Source organism: Candidatus Chlorohelix sp. (genome assembly GCF_037138995.1).
Taxonomy (GTDB): Bacteria; Chloroflexota; Chloroflexia; order Chloroheliales; family Chloroheliaceae; genus Chlorohelix.
This window is the reverse complement of record NZ_JBAXHI010000009.1, coordinates 53,446-69,577: the sequence shown is the minus strand read 5'-3', so window position 1 is coordinate 69,577 and position 16,132 is coordinate 53,446. Positions and strand designations below refer to the sequence as shown.

Below are 16,132 nucleotides of genomic sequence, written 5' to 3'. Positions count from 1 at the left end.
GGGTTCATGCGGCACATGCTACTCTTTCAGAGCTTAGCAGTTTGGTGACGCGAAACCTATTATTCAGTAATATTTTGTGCTAAGCCCCTATGACACCAACTCACTACATTCAAAAAAACAATTGACCGGAGTGCCACCGTTTCCGGGACGTTCCAGCCAATTGTTTTGTAAATATTGGGGAGTCTTATATTGTGCGCCTGAGCGCAACTATACTACTTTGTCACCGTTATGTTGTAGGTTAAGTCTTGTTGGTTCCCTGGTTGATTTCCGCCGAACTTAATAGTATAGGGGGCGCTACGAGGCGACAGTTTCAACATCACGTAGTAACCGCCTTGAAATATCTCGTAGATCTCACCGGGATAACCACCGAGGTCAGCGCCATAGGAGGGCCAGACGACGGAGTAAGGATGCTTGTAATCGGTGACACTGAAAAATTCCATTTGATTCCGGGTTGAAACAATCGGCTTACCATCAACACTGGCATATGCGGTGGTGCCGGATTTTTGATTCAGCGTCTTATTGAGGTCTTTCACAATAGTTTTGGGGCTATAGGTTGGCGGGTTGTAATATTTGGGAATCTCAAAATAACCTTGGTTAACCAATGGGAAAAAAAGCGGCTTGTCTGCTGGTATAGTGCAGTTACGAGTTAAAGGACCACTCCAACTTCCCGCCAGAAAATACACGTCATAATGCTGGTTTGTGTCTATACAGTTAGCCCCACTAAAAAAGCTGTAGAATGTGACAGAATCCGGCAAGGTGAGGGCATATTGCCAGAATAAACCGCCCCATTCCTCATAAGTTTTGCCGGCGTACTTGTGATCGGGTGGCACAAGCCAATCCGACGAGTCGTCCTTAGCCAAAGTAGTGGTTATAAGGGAGAAAAGCAGCATAACCACAAACAGCAAGCTAATACCAAATTTCCTTTTCATGACAAAAAAACCTCCGTAGCATTGAACTAACACTTCGAAATTCCACGCCTAGTAAAAGAGTAACTCCAACAAACCTGTTTAGTTATTATCCAACCAGTCAGCTTTATCTATATAAACTAGAAGAATAGCAATTTCAACCAAGACGGCTTTAATAATTTAATCACAACAAACTGTACCCAAGGCAAGCCTTCAAGGTTTACTTATGCTATTTCAACTGGACTTTTACAAGTCCTATGCGTTTTTGCCTATGCCAAAATGAGGTTATTACGGCTCATCCCGTATGTTTGCCAAGCAGGAGAATTCGAGGTGTATTTGCTAGGATGTCCTGCCAATTAAATCAGGTTTGTTTCTACAAATTGATTTAACTAATTAAAAAGTCTTTTTATTTCAACTTCCACTTCTTAATTCTAGCAAGACGTTATCTATGACTCTTGTGGATTGGTATAAATTTATTTTAACAAACTATTATGGTTTGTCAACTATGATGTTTTACTATTTACTATTCGATTCCTATAGCCAATAAAGTTTTCACATTATTATTATCTATATATATATATATGCATGTATAAAATTATAGATAAAACTCCGGGTTTTTAAAAGATTAACATCTTTCTTTGGCGATTTGATATTTGTTTTTTTCTACTTTATTTCCCGATGATATTGCCCATACTCTACAGGGGTGAAGCTGAAACAAAGCGGCTTATGCTATAATTATAACGGACAAGTTAGAAATTCCCATTTTAAAAGGAGAGTTGGATTGAGCTTCACTACTCAAAGTGGGCAAGCAGTGATGATGGATGGCAAGGCGCTGGCGAAAGAGGAACGCGAACGCTTGAAAGCAGAAGTTGCTGACTTTACCGAAAAATATGGGTTTCCGCCGGGCTTGGCAGTGGTGCTGGTCGGTAATGACCCTGCCTCGATTGATTATAGCGGGGTATTGGTGCGACATGCTCGCGAATACGGTATGCACGCCCTTCACCATGTGCTGCCTTCTGGAATCAGCTTCGAGCAATTCTCGGAGGAAATTGCCGGGATGAATGCCGATAAGTCTATACATGGAATTTCAATCCAATGGCCTGTACCCGGTATTGATCAATCTCATGCCACCCTGACGCTTGACCCGCGCAAGGACGTAGAGGGTTATCACCCTATTTCCACCGGCAAACTCTTCAGTGGAAGCGATACTTTTATTCCGGCTACGCCACTCGGCGGATTGCGTTTGCTGGAACACTACGGCTACAAACTGTATGGCAAGCTCTGTCTGGTAGTAGGCTTTGGCGTTACGGTTGGGCGACCGCTCACCGCCTTGTTGATTGCGGCAGGCGCAACCCCCGTTGTAGCGCATTTGCCAACACCGCGTGAGACATTGGTAAAACTTGGGCTAGAGGCAGATTTTATCTTTGGCGCGGCGGGCGCGGCGCATCTGATTACTGGGGAGATGGTCAAGCCCGGCGCGGTGGTGGTGGACTTCGGCATGAGCTTTAAAGAAGGCAAAATGTACGGTGATGTAGAGATAGAAAGCGTAAAACGAGTAGCGCAAGCGGTTACTACCTCGCCTTCAGTAAGTGGTCGCTTGACTTCAATTGCCCTGCTGGAAAATGTGCTGAAAGCGGCGCAACAGCAAATGGAACAGCTATGAGTGAACTTTTAAGTGATAAGACGGTAAGCGATTTTCTGGCGCAACTCGGTTCAGATGCGCCCACACCGGGCGGTGGTGGAGCATCGGCACTGGCAGGGGCAAATGCCGCCGGTTTGGTGACAATGGTAGCACGCTTAACCATAAGCAAAGAGGCTTTCGCAGCACACGCCTTCCGCATACAGGAAATTATTACCGTAGGAGATAACGCTCGAATCGCACTGGAAAAGGCGATTGACGAGGACGCGGAGGCGTTTGAAGCGGTGATGTCCGGTTATCGGTTGCCCCGCGCTACCCCAGAGGAAAAAACCGCCCGTGCTGCCCGTATTCAGGAGGGTTTGAAAATCGCCACTGAATCGCCGCTAAACATTGCTCGGTACAGTGCGGCAATGGCAGAACTGGCGGCGGAACTCTCCGAAATCGGCAACCCGCAAGCCATTTCTGATGCGGGTACAGCGGCATTGTTAGCGGAAGCGGCAGTACAAGGGGCGTTGTTACAGGCTCGAATTAACCTGAAATCGCTCAAGGATGACGATTATGTGACGGTAGCACGCGCCGAAATCGAGCAGCTAATTGAACGCGCTTCTAATGCCCGTTCTCGCGCCCTTGCTACTACTCTCCAGAAATTAGCGTAACGTTTTATGAGATTACACGCGCCTACACAGAGTTCTTCTATGCTGAATAGCCAGGCCTCTATTTAAAATTCTTATAGCCTTAAGCCTTGCCATTGAGGTGGGGCTTTTTATTTTGCGTACACCCGCATTAATAAATTTATAATTGAAATAAAAGGAAAAATGAGGTATTCTATTGAAAGGAGGAAAATTGCACTTAGATGAGGTTATCATCTATTTGCAATTAAGCTATAACGGGGGGCAAAACTCAATTTATTGATAATACTCTACTTATACCACCTCTATCTGTAGTTAAACAGACAAAGATGTCTTTGGCAGCATTGTATAAGGCAAGGGTTGCACACAGACCCGCACAATACTGGCAAGAGGGAGAACCGAATTATGACCAGAATATTAGATTTAAACAGTACAACACATCCTGAAGCTCTGAGAATTAAACCGGATTGCATGCTCGGTACGCTCTCCAATCTTCGAGAACAACTCGCGAAAGCAGAAATTCTGCTAGCTTCTATCCCATTCGAGAATCAAAATGAACGAAGAAGCCAGATGGAAAAGGTAAAAACGTTGTGGAATCAGATAGCGCAATTAGCCAGTAAGGTGCTGACAACAGAAGATTTCGGTAATGCAGTTTACCTTAACCCGGACGCGATTGATGTGCCTCCCACCGAAAGTTTTGACCATATCTGCCCTTTGTGTCAAGGCACCGATTTGGTAACTAACTATTCTGGAATTACTTTCTGTAAGGTTTGTGATGAGGAATTGTTGCTCTCTCCTTTGGTGAATGTAACTGAAGAGTGTCAAGATGTTCTTGCGGAATGTCCTTTCTGCCATAAAAAAGATTTGGCGATTACTTATTCTAACCTGACATTTTGCAAGAATTGTGACGAGGACTTCTTGCTGCTAAGACAAGCCTGAATCCAGTAGCTGTTTTATTTTTACAACTGCCCCCTTTTCTATTTGGAAATGGGGGTTTTACTTTGCGAATTTTTCTAACGCGCCGAATTTGCTTTTTTCATTCAGTAGCGATACCGTAAGAGTTGCTTTAGACAAGGGGTTTAAACCCCTTGTTTCCGTTTATAAATTGCTTGAAAAGGATTTTATAATGTCCACCAATTACCGCAAAATGATTGTTACAAAGCTTAGCCCCAATTTTAGAGAAGCTATCCAGATAATAGAAGCTCCGATACCTGAGCCGGGGCGAGGCGAGATTCTGGTACGTACTCGGTACGCGGGAGTGAACGCTTCGGTAGGTGTTTTCACGGCGGGCGGTTACCCCAACACTCCGCCACTACCCTTCGATGTCACCACTGAATTTACCGGAGAGGTGGTAGCAGTTGGGGAGAATGTCACTCACCTGAAAATGGGTGATACGGTGATGGGCTTCGGCGCAGGTTTTAGCGAGTACCAGTTGCTGAAAGCACCTTCGGTTTACCCTGTCCCACAAGCTTCGCCCGAAATTACCAGCTTTCTGGTGAGTGGCTTGACTGCTTCGATTGCGTTGGAACAAGTTGGAGAGATGAAAAGCGGAGAGACGGTGTTGGTGACGGCAGCTGCGGGCGGCACTGGGCAATTTGCAGTGCAGCTTGCCAAGCTCGCCGGAAACCATTTAATCGGCACGTGCAGTTCGGACGAAAAAGCGGCGTTGCTCAAAGAGCTAGGCTGTGACCGGGTTATCAACTACCGCCGTGAGGATTTGGGCAAGGCGCTGAAAGCGGAATATCCCAAAGGGGTAAATCTAGTGTATGAATCGGTTGGACGTAGTACCTTTGATACTTGCGTGCGTAATCTGGCGATAAGGGGGCGATTGTTGGTAATCGGTTCGGTGGCAGATTATACCGCCGGTCCTGAAACAATCCCCGCGCCGCGCATTAACTCATCGCTGGTGATGAAATCCATTTCGTTGCGAGGTTTCTTCCTGTTCCACTTCACCCAGTATTACGCCTCGCATTTGCAAAAACTGTCCGAACTGTACAGGGAAGGCAAACTGAAAGTAAACATCGAGCCAACCGAATTTAGGGGAATAGATTCGGTGGTACAGGCATTTGAATTTCTGCACAGCGGCAAAAGCTCCGGCAAGGTAATTGTGCGCTATTGAGGTTATTTTTATATAGGCAAGGGGTTTAATGCCCCTTGTTTTGATTTTATAGGTTTGGCGACAGAGGCTTTTTGATGGTTTCTGCAATGGAAATAACAAGTAAAACAAACTAAACTAATATTTAATGCAATAAAACTATGACATAAAGAAATGTGAAATACAGCATACTTTAAGCTCTCAAGATGTGGTATCCTTCATTTATCGAGCCTATACAGGTAGTTTGAAAAGCAAGGGCAGCCGTTTTCATCAAATTATAATCGTATATTTTGTAAACAACATGTTTTTATTTGTTTCCAACCAATGAAGGAGCAGACATCATGCAGCAACCGCCAGTTCAGCAACCGCCACAAGGTTATTACCAAAACCCACAACAACCCCCTAATAATCCCCAACGTAAGGGTGGTTCGCTAGTATTGTGGATATTGGTTGTTATTGGGGTAGTTATAATCGGCGCAATTGGCGCAGTCTTTTTTCTACAGAAGTCGTCTGGTGGGGCGGAACCAACTAGCGTTGTAACGAATTCCGCAAAAGCAACTGCTACCCCTGCCGCAGTTACTACCGCGCCTATTGCAAATACTACTGCGCCCGTTACTTCGGTTGTAGCTACTACTGCACCTGTTGTTGCTACCACCGCGCCAGTCACAACCGTTGCTGTTACTGCTCTGATTACAACCGCTGCTGCTACTACTGCGCCAGCCGCAAGTCCCACTACGGGGGCAGCACCGACTTCGGGAATCAAACTTACGCCTATGCCAATTCCTACTATAGGAATATTGATGCCGACACCGACTTCGGGAGTCAAATTTACGCCTATGCCAATTCCTACTATAGGAATATTGATGCCGACACCGACATCTAAAGCGCTGAACCCAATGCCCACTATTAAGATAGAACCGATTAAAACTCCATAGATTTTTGCTATAAGAACGGAATCCGAGCGGGGTTCTCAGGGGCGCAATCCATAGGCGTATAGTTAAGGGAACCCCAAATAGAAAAAGGTGAGTTCCTTTGGTAAAATGTAAGACTATTCAACCCTTACTTCAAACCCAAAGGAAACTCATTTTGGCTTTATATATTAATACGTTAGTAACTACACAGCCCGGACGAAAAGGGGTGCCTCCCCTAACTTACTCCATACTGACTGGAAAATCGGCAAAAATCGCATTATGAAAGGCACTCCTTCTAATGTAAAATGGTTTTAACAAATTTGTGAAAATGGGCAAAGTCGAGCTTAGGGGATACAAACATGATACAAGCGCTTATATTGATTAACGTAGAGCGGGGCAATGTGCCGCAAACTGCCCAGCAATTGCTGAAAATTGACGGGCTATATGAGGTTTTTTCGGTTACGGGCGAGTTCGATTTGGTAGCTTTGGTGCGGGTTAAGGAATACGATGACCTCGCCAATGTAGTAACCGCTAAAGTAGCCCAAATCCCGTCAATCATTCATACTACCACGATGGTGGCTTTCAAAGTTTATAGCCGTGACGACATTGAACAAAGCTTTAATATAGGGGTGGAGTGACCATAATGGCAGAAGATCGCAAGTTTGGTTTTAATACTCGCGCTTTGCATGCGGGGCAACGCCCTGACCCTACCACCGGGGCGCGTGCTATGCCCATTTACCAGACTACTAGCTACGTGTTTGATGATACTGAGCATGCCGCTAACCTTTTCGCCTTGCAGCGTTTTGGCAATATCTACACTCGTATTATGAATCCGACTACGGCTGCTCTGGAAGAACGAGTAGCTTCATTGGAAGGTGGGGTGGGGGGATTGGCGTTGGGTAGCGGGCAGGCAGCGCAATTTATCACCATGTTTACGCTGCTGAATGAAGGCGATGAAATCGTCTCTAGTAGCACTCTCTACGGTGGTACTTATACCCAGTTTGACATCAGCTTCAGGAGATGGGGCATTAATACGGTTTTCGTTGACCCGGAAGACCCTGAAAATTTTCGTAAAGCCATTACCCCTCGCACCCGCGTATTATATGCTGAAACGCTAGGCAATCCTAAAATAAATGTGTTGGACATCGAGGCAGTGGCAAAAATCGCGCATGATGCGGGTTTGCCGCTGGTTATAGATAATACCTTTGCTACGCCTTACTTGTGCCGCCCGATAGAATGGGGCGCAGACTTGGTGGTTCATTCTGCTACCAAATTCATCGGTGGGCATGGAACAAGTATCGGCGGAATCATTGTGGATAGCGGTAGGTTCGATTGGGGCAACGGCAAATTTCCCGGTCTAACCTCGCCAAGTAAAGGCTATCACGGCATCCGTTTCTACGAAACCTTCGGCGATTTCGCTTTCATCATGAAGGCGCGAGTGGAGAGTCTGCGTGATATGGGTCCCGCTCTATCGCCTTTTAACAGTTTCATGTTCTTGCAAGGGCTGGAAACGTTGGGCTTGCGGATGGATCGGCATGTGGCAAATACGCTGGCGGTGGCGGAATATCTAAACGAGCATCCGGCAGTTTCGTGGGTAAATTATCCGATGCTTCCATCCAGCCCATACTATAAACTGGCGCAAAAGTATTTGCCCAAAGGAGCGGGCGCAATCTTTACCTTTGGCATCAAGGGTGGGCTGGCAGCCGGGCGTAAGTTCATCGAGAGCGTGCAATTGCTATCACACCTTGCCAATGTTGGGGATGCCAAATCGTTGGTAATACATCCTGCCAGCACCACCCACCAGCAAATGAGTGAAGAAGAACAGCTGGCTGGCGGTGTCACTCCCGACATGATTCGTATCTCGGTGGGGCTGGAAGATTTTGAAGATATACAATGGGATTTGGAGCAAGCGCTCGAAAAATCGCAAAAATAAGGTTTGGCTAAACCCAATTGGTAGCTAGTAGCTAATCTTATTAAACAAACGCCTCCCTTTTTCTTGCGAGGAAAGGGGGGTTTTTGTTTGGACTGATTTATTGCCCTCGCTTGCTTTTTTTATAGGAACATATACCAATACTAGAAAGAGATTTGGGTAGGATAGGAGCGACTCCGTGTCGCACCCTTCACCCATTACTCCTCAATTCTTAACCAATCCTTAATTATCAAGCTTGAAAACCCCCCTGAAAACGGACAAGTTGTTAGAATCCTGTTAGAATCGTTTGCTATAATGATTTTATGTCGGTGGAAAAAGTATTTGCCTTATTGGGCATGCTTTGCTCAGGCTACCCGAATGCTCGCAGGTATAGTACCGGACAAGCGGTAAAAGTTATTCGCAATAAAGAAACAAGGTTTTAGCAGGAATTAAGAAGGGATGTAGAATGATTAACTCAGAGAATGTAGCAACAATTAAGAAGAAGCGGCGCATATCGCCGCGACTGCTGGCAGCCTTAGCGGCTGTCGCCCTGCTGTTGGGGTTGGCGAGCGCGGCGTTCGCAGCCCTACCCTCTACCACTGCCACGCGGGTGTACGGGCAGGTAGGCGATTTTACCGCCAATCAAGAAAACAATGTCGCGCGAACCGCCGACAACCTGTACAATCCAGCCGGAGTAGCAGTTGCCTCAGACGGCGGCATCTATGTGGCGGATTATCAAAATCACCGGGTGCTGCACTACCCGTCAGGGTCAACTACCGCCGACCGGGTGTACGGGCAGGGCGGCAGTTTTAGCACCTTTGCGTATAACAAGGGCGGCGTGAGTCAGGACAGCCTAGACTATCCCGTCGGAGTAGCAGTTGCCTCGGACGGCATCTACATCGCGGATAGCTACAACAACCGCGTGCTGTACTATAGCGGTACCTCCACCACCGCCACGCGAGTGTATGGGCAAGCGGATTATACCACCAGAAGTTATAACCGAGGGAACGGCAATACTCCCTCCGCCGACAGCCTATGGCAGCCCAGTGGGGTAGCGGTAGTTGCGGGTGGCATCTACATCGCGGATACCTACAACAACCGTGTGCTGTACTACAGCGGCACCTCCACCACCGCCACGCGAGTGTATGGGCAGGGGGACACCGGCAGTTCGTTTACCACCAAAATTTCCTTTCCCGTCGCCGCCACCAACATGTTCCATCCTGGTGGGGTAGCGGTAGATTCGAACGGCATCTATGTATCTGACGGCAACAACCGGGTGCTGCGCTTCCCTGTTTACAATACGGGCGGGACGGTCGATTTCACCCCCAACCGAATTTACGGGCAGCCGGATGGAACCAGCGGCAATCCGAACAACGGCTCCAACTCCGGCAATCCCACCAATGACAGCCTGTGGCAGCCCACCGGAATAGCGTTAGCCTCAGACGGCAGCCTCTTTGTGGCGGATAATGCCATTCCCAATCAGGGCGGCAATAACCGGGTGTTGCACTATCCGTCAGGGTCAACTACCGCCGACCGGGTGTACGGGCAGACAAACATGACCGGAAATAATTCCGGTACAACCCAATCCACCCTAAGTAGTCCCGTAGGAGTAGCAGTTGCCTCAGACGGCAGCCTCTATGTGGCGGATTACAACAACAACCGGGTGCTGCACTACGCCGCGAATCCGTCTGCTGATGGACCCAACGCCGACCGGGTGTACGGGCAGGGCGGCAGTTATACCACATGGCTCTTTTTTGCTCCCAACACCGACAGCCTGAACGTCCCGCGTGGGGTAGCAGTCGCCCCAGATGGCAGCGTTTTCATTGCCGATTCCAACAATAACCGGGTGCTGCGCTATACGGCAGGTTCAACCACTGCCAGCGCTGTGTGGGGGCAGAGCGGGAGTTTTGCCGCCAACACAGAAAATAACGGCAGTACCCCCGGTACCCCCAGTGATGATAGCCTGTCCGGTCCCATCGGTATGGCATTCACTTCGGACGGCAGCATGTATGTAGCTGATACCGGCAATAACCGGGTGCTGTTCTTCCCGGCTGATAGTTCTGGCATACCGGCGCAGCACGCTACCCGGGTGTACGGGCAGAAGGACGCTTATACCACCGGTGACGCGAACAAGGGCGGGATAGGCGCACAAACCCTAAACCAACCCGACTCTATAGCGATTGCCTCTGGCGGCATCTTTATCTCTGATTCCAGCAACAACCGGGTGTTGTACTACAGCGGCATCTCTAACACCGCCGACCGGGTGTACGGGCAGGCAACTTTTGCGGGTGGTGGCGCCAATCGTACCAATGTCCCTACTTACGGTCCCACGAGCTTATACCTTCCCTATGGGGTAGCGGTGGACGCGAGCGGCAATCTCTATGTGGCTGATAACCTCAACAACCGGGTGCTATTCTTCCCGGCTGACAGTTCAGGTGTGCCGGCTAACGATGCCGAAGCCACACGGGTGTACGGGCAGGCAAACTTTACCGATCACGGCTATAACAGAGGCAGTACTCCCGGCATAAATACCTTAAGCAAACCCTATGGAATAACTCTGGCGGATGACGGCAGTCTCTATGTGGTTGAATGGGGTAACAACCGAGCGTTGCACTACCCTGCTCCCACGGGTTTGTGGACAGATGGGCCCGATGCCGATGGCGTGTGGGGTCAGGGCGGGGTTTTTACTACCAAAGATAAGCCAAACCCCCCCACCGCCGACAGTTTGTATCAGTCCTATGGGGTAGCGCTATCACCGCTGGACGGCAGCCTTTTCATAGCCGATGGCGACAACAACCGGGTGGTGTGCTATGGCGCCTGTACGGCAAATACTCCTCCTCCTGGCGGAAATGAGGTTGTCGTAGCCCATCCCGCCGATTTGGTGCCTCAACTCCGGGTTAACCCCGATCGGGTGGTGGACACCAATCTTGAGAACCTTGTTTCCTTCAGCTTCAAGGTGAAGAACATCGGGGCGGGTAGCGCGAGCAATCTCGTAATCTCTATGCCAGTACCGCAAGGGCTGGACGTGGGCTACTTGGAAGAGGGCGCAACTTCAGGCGTGTGGGTTACTCAAGTGACCACTACCACCGTAACGATTAAGCTGCCGACCATCGAGGGAGGCAAAGAGGCGCATGGCACGTTGGTGTTCCGCCCGAATATCAGCGCGGTTGCGGGAACTCAAATCGATGTGCGCTATAACTTGGTGTTCGATGACGCAACCAGAGGCGGCAAGAGCCTTTTCAGCAACCACGAACTCTTTGTTTACGGTTCCGCCGAAGGTAACAGCAATGAGACCAAAGGCGAGGTACAACCGGGCGCAGCCGTAAGCGCGAATGCGGGCGAGAAAGTCAGCATCGTGCAGACGGGCTTCTTGGCGGACGAGTTTGTCTCGTTGTGGTACACGGGTCCTGATGGCACGAGTGTGAGCCTAGGCTTACCCCGCGCCAACGCCAACGGAGAAGTTACCATCGTGGTAAATACCGCCGGGCTGTCCGGTTCATACTCAGTCGTAGGTTACGGCAACCGCTCGGAGTTTACTCAGGTGAACATTCTGACGGTAACGGCAGCCGCGGGCTAGTTTAATAGAAGCATAACCTCCCTTTTTCTTGCTAGGGAAGGGGAGGTTTTTGCTTGTATTTACTCAATCTCTAGGGTAATAAGTTTGAGGAAAAGAATGGACACTAAAGAATAAATCATAAATTTATTTCTTGAAGCCAAACTCAAAGGCTGGAACAAGCCACCATTCTGAAACACTTGGAAAATATACTCGACAAGCATGAGCAGCCCTTAAGTGACTACATAGTAAGACTTGAGCTACAACTCAAAAGTGCAGAAGCTACCCTGAATAAAATCCCGGCATAATGCGGGGTTGTTTGCGTTCGTAATGAAGTGTTCACTTGTATTTTTCTTGACACAGCTTTTGAAAAAGCTTGCTAGTGGAAGCTGCGGGTGTCATATCATAATCGTTTTTTAAGACTCTTTCGAGCCATTGGAAGTGTTTTATAATGGCAGACCTTTTATTGCTTTTGGCATAGGCTTCAAGCAATTTATTGTTGCTTTCTTCATCGTGTGGCGTTAAAATCAGGAGCTTTTCTAGAATGCTGATTGCGTCTTCATTATCGCTAATTGAAGCATAATATTCGGCAAGGTATTTTAAAGTCTGATATAGCCTGTTTTTTAAATCTTCTCCCTTATCAATAGCCCAATGGTAGCCATGTTGCGTAAGGAGACCAGCCTTATATAAGCTGGCTGCTTTTTCTATTGCGCTGTAAGTAGCGTTGTCCTCTTTCTGAAACCTGTCCAGAGCTTTTACCACTTCAAAATAATCGCACTCACACTCGTCTATTTTGAGGCAATAGCAGCCCCCCGAAAATTCGAGCGCTACCTTGTTTCTTGCGAAAGACGCAAAAATATTCCTAATCTTGCAGACAGAGGTTTGTAAAATTGGCGTGGCTTTATTCGGCTCATACTCGGACCAGAGTTGTTCAATGATGGTATCTTTATGAATTCTTTCATTTTGGTGTATTAGCAAGAATGCGAACAACTCTTCGGCTTTGGAGCGTTTCCATTTTACTTCCTTATCTCCAATACTAACCACAAGTCGGTCAAAGCACTTGATTTTTAGCGATACCCCAACTTGTAGCGCTTTGTTGCTTCTTGCAATTTTTAGCCTTTGGGTCATTTTATTAAACCGCTCTGTATTTACAGGCTTCAAAATATAATCGAGGGCATTAATTTCGAAAGCTTGTATGGCATACTGATTATAAGCGGTGATAAATACAATATGGAGCGCCGGATTAATTTCGAGTAATTTCTCGCCAAGCGTAATTCCGTCCATTTCGGGCATTTCAATATCAATAAAGGCAACTTCGGCTTTGCTGGTAGCTGCTTCCGCTAAAGCAATCAGCGGGTTCTCGTAGGTTTTCCCCACCCGAATAAATCCGGTGGCATTAACCAAATCTTTTATTTCTTCCAGCGTAAGCCATTCGTCATCAACAACAATAGCTTTAATCATTGTACTTTTTCCTGATAAAACGGTATAGAAAATGATACGCAAGCGTTTTGATTCATAACACTTTTAATAGAAAGCCCACTTCCATAATACTTCACCAAACGCTTGTTGATGTTCTTTAAGCCCACCCCTCTAGAAGTGCCATTAACATCAAGTAAATTTTCAATCAGGTTCTCTGGTATCCCAATACCGTTATCGCTAACCTCAAAATGAACTTTGCTATCGGCTGCCCATATCTTTAGCCTGATATTGCCGACTGTGGCACTATTAAATTTACCATGCCGGATGGAATTTTCAACCAGCGGTTGCAGCGTCAATCTAGGGATTTTAACATACGGAACTCCCTCACACTGCAAATCAAAATTTACTCTCTTACCGAACCGGGCTTTTTCAATGGTTAGATAGGCATTCACCAGTTCCAGTTCTTTAGATAGCGGGATTAATTCTTCGGAACTGTCAAAATCAAAACTGCTGCGTAAGTATTCGCCCAGAGTGACAAGCAAGTTTCTGGCTTCTTCGGGGTTGCGCGTGGTGAGCGACCCAATAACGCTTAAAGCGTTGAAAAGGAAGTGTGGTTTGATTTGTGCTTGTAGAAAAGATATTTCTGCGGCAATGGATTTGTCCACTGATTTTTTAAGCTCTATAAGTGTGCCTACCCTTGCTAAAAGTTCCTCCGACTCAAAGGGTTTTGGTAGAAAATCGTTCGCGCCGACTTCAAAGCACCTAACTATATCCTGTGTTGCTGTTCTGGCGGTAAGCATAAGCACCGGCAAATCAAAAAGGGTTTTGAACTTCCTGATTTCGTTGCAAACCTCGAAGCCTGACATTCCCGGCATCATCACATCTAGCAGCATAACGGAAATGGATAGGTCTTTTCTCGCTTCTTCCAAAGCAGCCTTGCCGTTAGTAACGGCAGTAATGGCATAGCCGTTAAGTTTTAGAATAGTCGCGGTTGCTTTAAGATTAGAGACGTTATCATCTACCAACAGGATATGCGCTCTACGGGTTTCCAGCTTAAACGGGATTTCCTCGAAAATTTCAGCGGGGGATTCCGGCTCAGGCAAGGGTGTATAAACGCTTTCCGCTTCGGCTTTTTCTTTTGAAATAGGCAGCGTGAAAAAAAACTTTGCGCCTTTGCCGAGTTCCGATTCAACTCGGATTGTGCCACCTTGAAGCTCTACCAGTTGTTTTGTGATGGAAAGCCCAAGACCCGTTCCTTCATAGCTGCGCGTTAGCGAAGAATCCGCTTGCTCAAAAGATTTGAAAATATCCGTTTGTTTATTTTTCGGGATTCCGGGTCCGGTGTCCGCTACACAAATTTCAACCATCCCACCAATAGTTCTGGCGGTTATTCGGACAGAACCTTGCCTAGTAAACTTGACGGCGTTACCGATGAGGTTATATATAATTTGGGTCACTCTATTTTCATCTGCTAGAATTAATGGAGTGTCCGCTCTGATTTCATTTTCGAGTTGTACCGAATTGCTGTTATCCAGATAGATTAACACCTTAAGGGCGTTCTCTATCACTACCCGAATATTTACCGACGCGAGTCTTAGCTTTATGTCCCCATGCTTCATTCTGGAATAATCCAAAATATCATTGACCAGTGCGGCAAGCCTTCTGCCACTGGAGGAAATTACGGAAAGGTTGCTCCTTTGGTTTTGATTGATTTCTCCACCTGCCCCTTTCATCATCCCATCCGCAAGCGTTATTATGGCATTTAGCGGAGTGCGAAGCTCATGAGAGGTATTTGCCAGAAATTCATCTTTAAGTTTATCTAATGAGGAAAGCCTTTCCACCACCGCGTTTTGTTCATGATACGCGCTTGAAAATCTTCTGGCGTGTATGTATATTTGTGTCACCAAAACCGTTAAAACACCCAGAAATAGTATTTCTCCCCAATCACTTTTAATATAATTCTGCCAGCACAAAAAGTCATGAATAAACGTACCTAGCAACAGAAAAAGGCTTGCGGTATATATTAAAGCGCCTTGTTGTTTTTTCAAAGCGCCCCTTATAGACAGCGTCAAGGCGTATCCAATTATTGATACTTGGACTATATTTTGATAGACCGTAAATTGTGAAAAAAAGGCTACCGGCGTAAGCAAATAAATCAAGGTAAAGCTCGCCAGAATAACGGAAATAAACTTCAGCACAGTGTTTGAAAAACTTGCAGGAAATAGTGTGTTTATTACTAATACTAGACAGAATAGACTCCAATTAGCAGATGAATACCATAAAAAGACTAGGATTTTAAAATTTTGGTTTGGTATAAGACCTGCGACAAGGTATTCTCCAGATGTGCCAGTGTAGATAATGTATAGTACACAGCTTATTGCAACATCAAGGGTATTTTTGATTCTTTTTCTGAGTAGGAACAAACAAGAGGAATATAAAACCACAGTAGAAAAACACCCTAACAGTAACCATTCTTGCCTTGTTATGGATTCCTGAAGGTTTTTGATTCCTTCCACGTTGCCCAAATTAATACTAGACCAGAAGCCTCCCCGCGTATAATCGAAATTTGAAACTTGGATGATAAGGTCAAATTCGCTACCCGGCGCTTGGAAAACCGCCGAAAGCGGCTTGAATTGGGGTATAGCTTGCTCTTTGATAGCGGTTACTGTGCCATTTGATGCCAATTTATTGCCGTTGAGATACAAAACATAGGCGGTTGAAAAGGTGTCAACCCGGATACTACCAAGTTGTCCGGCAGACAAATTAGTTTTTAAATGCAGTTTGTAGGTGGCAAAACCCTCTCCCGGAAGCTTTTCATTATTCAGGGTGTAAGAATTCCAGTTGTGTGGAACTTCTGCCATAATATCCGGGCTTATTTTCCCGCCGCTTAAATCTTCATATTGCAAAAGCTTATGCCAGTAAAATTCCCATTCGCCATCAAGTTTAAGGGTGCCATCTTTATCGAAATCCCATTGAGATAAGTCCAATATACCCATGTTGGCTTGAGGCGGGGATTTTTTAGAGCTGTTTTGAATATAACTATTTATTGCTCCTAATGAAAGAAGTAAAATA

The 16,132-nt window shown here is 46.7% G+C and carries 11 protein-coding genes; 8 read left to right on the top strand and 3 right to left on the bottom strand.

Annotation, left to right across the window (positions count from 1 at the left end):
• Positions 1 to 212 precede the first annotated feature (212 nt).
• On the bottom strand, positions 213 to 929 hold the full coding sequence (locus WCK19_RS06395; RefSeq protein WP_342396544.1) for a hypothetical protein: 717 nt from the start codon (positions 927 to 929) through the stop codon (positions 213 to 215).
• A 757-nt stretch (positions 930 to 1,686) separates the two neighbouring features.
• On the opposite strand from WCK19_RS06395, the gene WCK19_RS06390 reads away from it, so the two are divergent.
• From WCK19_RS06390 to WCK19_RS06355, 8 genes are all read left to right on the top strand, one after another.
• Complete coding sequence (locus WCK19_RS06390; RefSeq protein ID WP_342396543.1) at positions 1,687 to 2,568, top strand: bifunctional 5,10-methylenetetrahydrofolate dehydrogenase/5,10-methenyltetrahydrofolate cyclohydrolase; 882 nt, start codon at positions 1,687 to 1,689, stop codon at positions 2,566 to 2,568.
• Positions 2,565 to 3,200 carry a cyclodeaminase/cyclohydrolase family protein gene (locus tag WCK19_RS06385; protein WP_342396542.1) on the top strand — a complete coding sequence of 212 codons (636 nt, stop codon included), beginning with the start codon at positions 2,565 to 2,567 and terminating at the stop codon, positions 3,198 to 3,200. The genes WCK19_RS06390 and WCK19_RS06385 overlap by 4 nt, the downstream gene beginning before the upstream one ends.
• 378 nt (positions 3,201 to 3,578) lie before the next feature.
• Positions 3,579 to 4,112, top strand: coding sequence for a hypothetical protein (locus tag WCK19_RS06380; protein WP_342396541.1), 534 nt, complete (start codon positions 3,579 to 3,581; stop codon positions 4,110 to 4,112).
• A 187-nt stretch (positions 4,113 to 4,299) separates the two neighbouring features.
• Entirely contained in the window at positions 4,300 to 5,292 is a 993-nt protein-coding gene (locus WCK19_RS06375) for a zinc-binding dehydrogenase (protein WP_342396540.1), read from the top strand.
• 317 nt (positions 5,293 to 5,609) lie between these two features.
• Positions 5,610 to 6,203: a hypothetical protein gene (locus tag WCK19_RS06370; RefSeq protein ID WP_342396539.1), complete on the top strand. Its 594-nt coding sequence runs from the start codon at positions 5,610 to 5,612 to the stop codon at positions 6,201 to 6,203.
• 335 nt (positions 6,204 to 6,538) lie between these two features.
• Positions 6,539 to 6,817, top strand: a complete 279-nt coding sequence (locus WCK19_RS06365) for an Lrp/AsnC ligand binding domain-containing protein (RefSeq protein WP_342396538.1) — start codon at positions 6,539 to 6,541, stop codon at positions 6,815 to 6,817.
• Between the two features lie 5 nt (positions 6,818 to 6,822).
• Positions 6,823 to 8,112, top strand: a complete 1,290-nt coding sequence (locus WCK19_RS06360) for an O-acetylhomoserine aminocarboxypropyltransferase/cysteine synthase family protein (RefSeq protein WP_342396537.1) — start codon at positions 6,823 to 6,825, stop codon at positions 8,110 to 8,112.
• A 442-nt stretch (positions 8,113 to 8,554) separates the two neighbouring features.
• A complete protein-coding gene (locus WCK19_RS06355) occupies positions 8,555 to 11,665 on the top strand; it encodes a hypothetical protein (RefSeq protein WP_342396536.1) in 3,111 nt (1,036 codons plus the stop codon).
• 315 nt (positions 11,666 to 11,980) lie between these two features.
• Here the strand turns inward: WCK19_RS06355 and WCK19_RS06350 are convergent, their stop codons facing one another.
• Positions 11,981 to 13,102, bottom strand: coding sequence for a response regulator (locus WCK19_RS06350; RefSeq protein ID WP_342396535.1), 1,122 nt, complete (start codon positions 13,100 to 13,102; stop codon positions 11,981 to 11,983).
• Positions 13,099 to 16,047: an ATP-binding protein gene (locus tag WCK19_RS06345; protein ID WP_342396534.1), complete on the bottom strand. Its 2,949-nt coding sequence runs from the start codon at positions 16,045 to 16,047 to the stop codon at positions 13,099 to 13,101. The genes WCK19_RS06350 and WCK19_RS06345 overlap by 4 nt, the downstream gene beginning before the upstream one ends.
• Between the last annotated feature and the right edge of the window lie 85 nt (positions 16,048 to 16,132).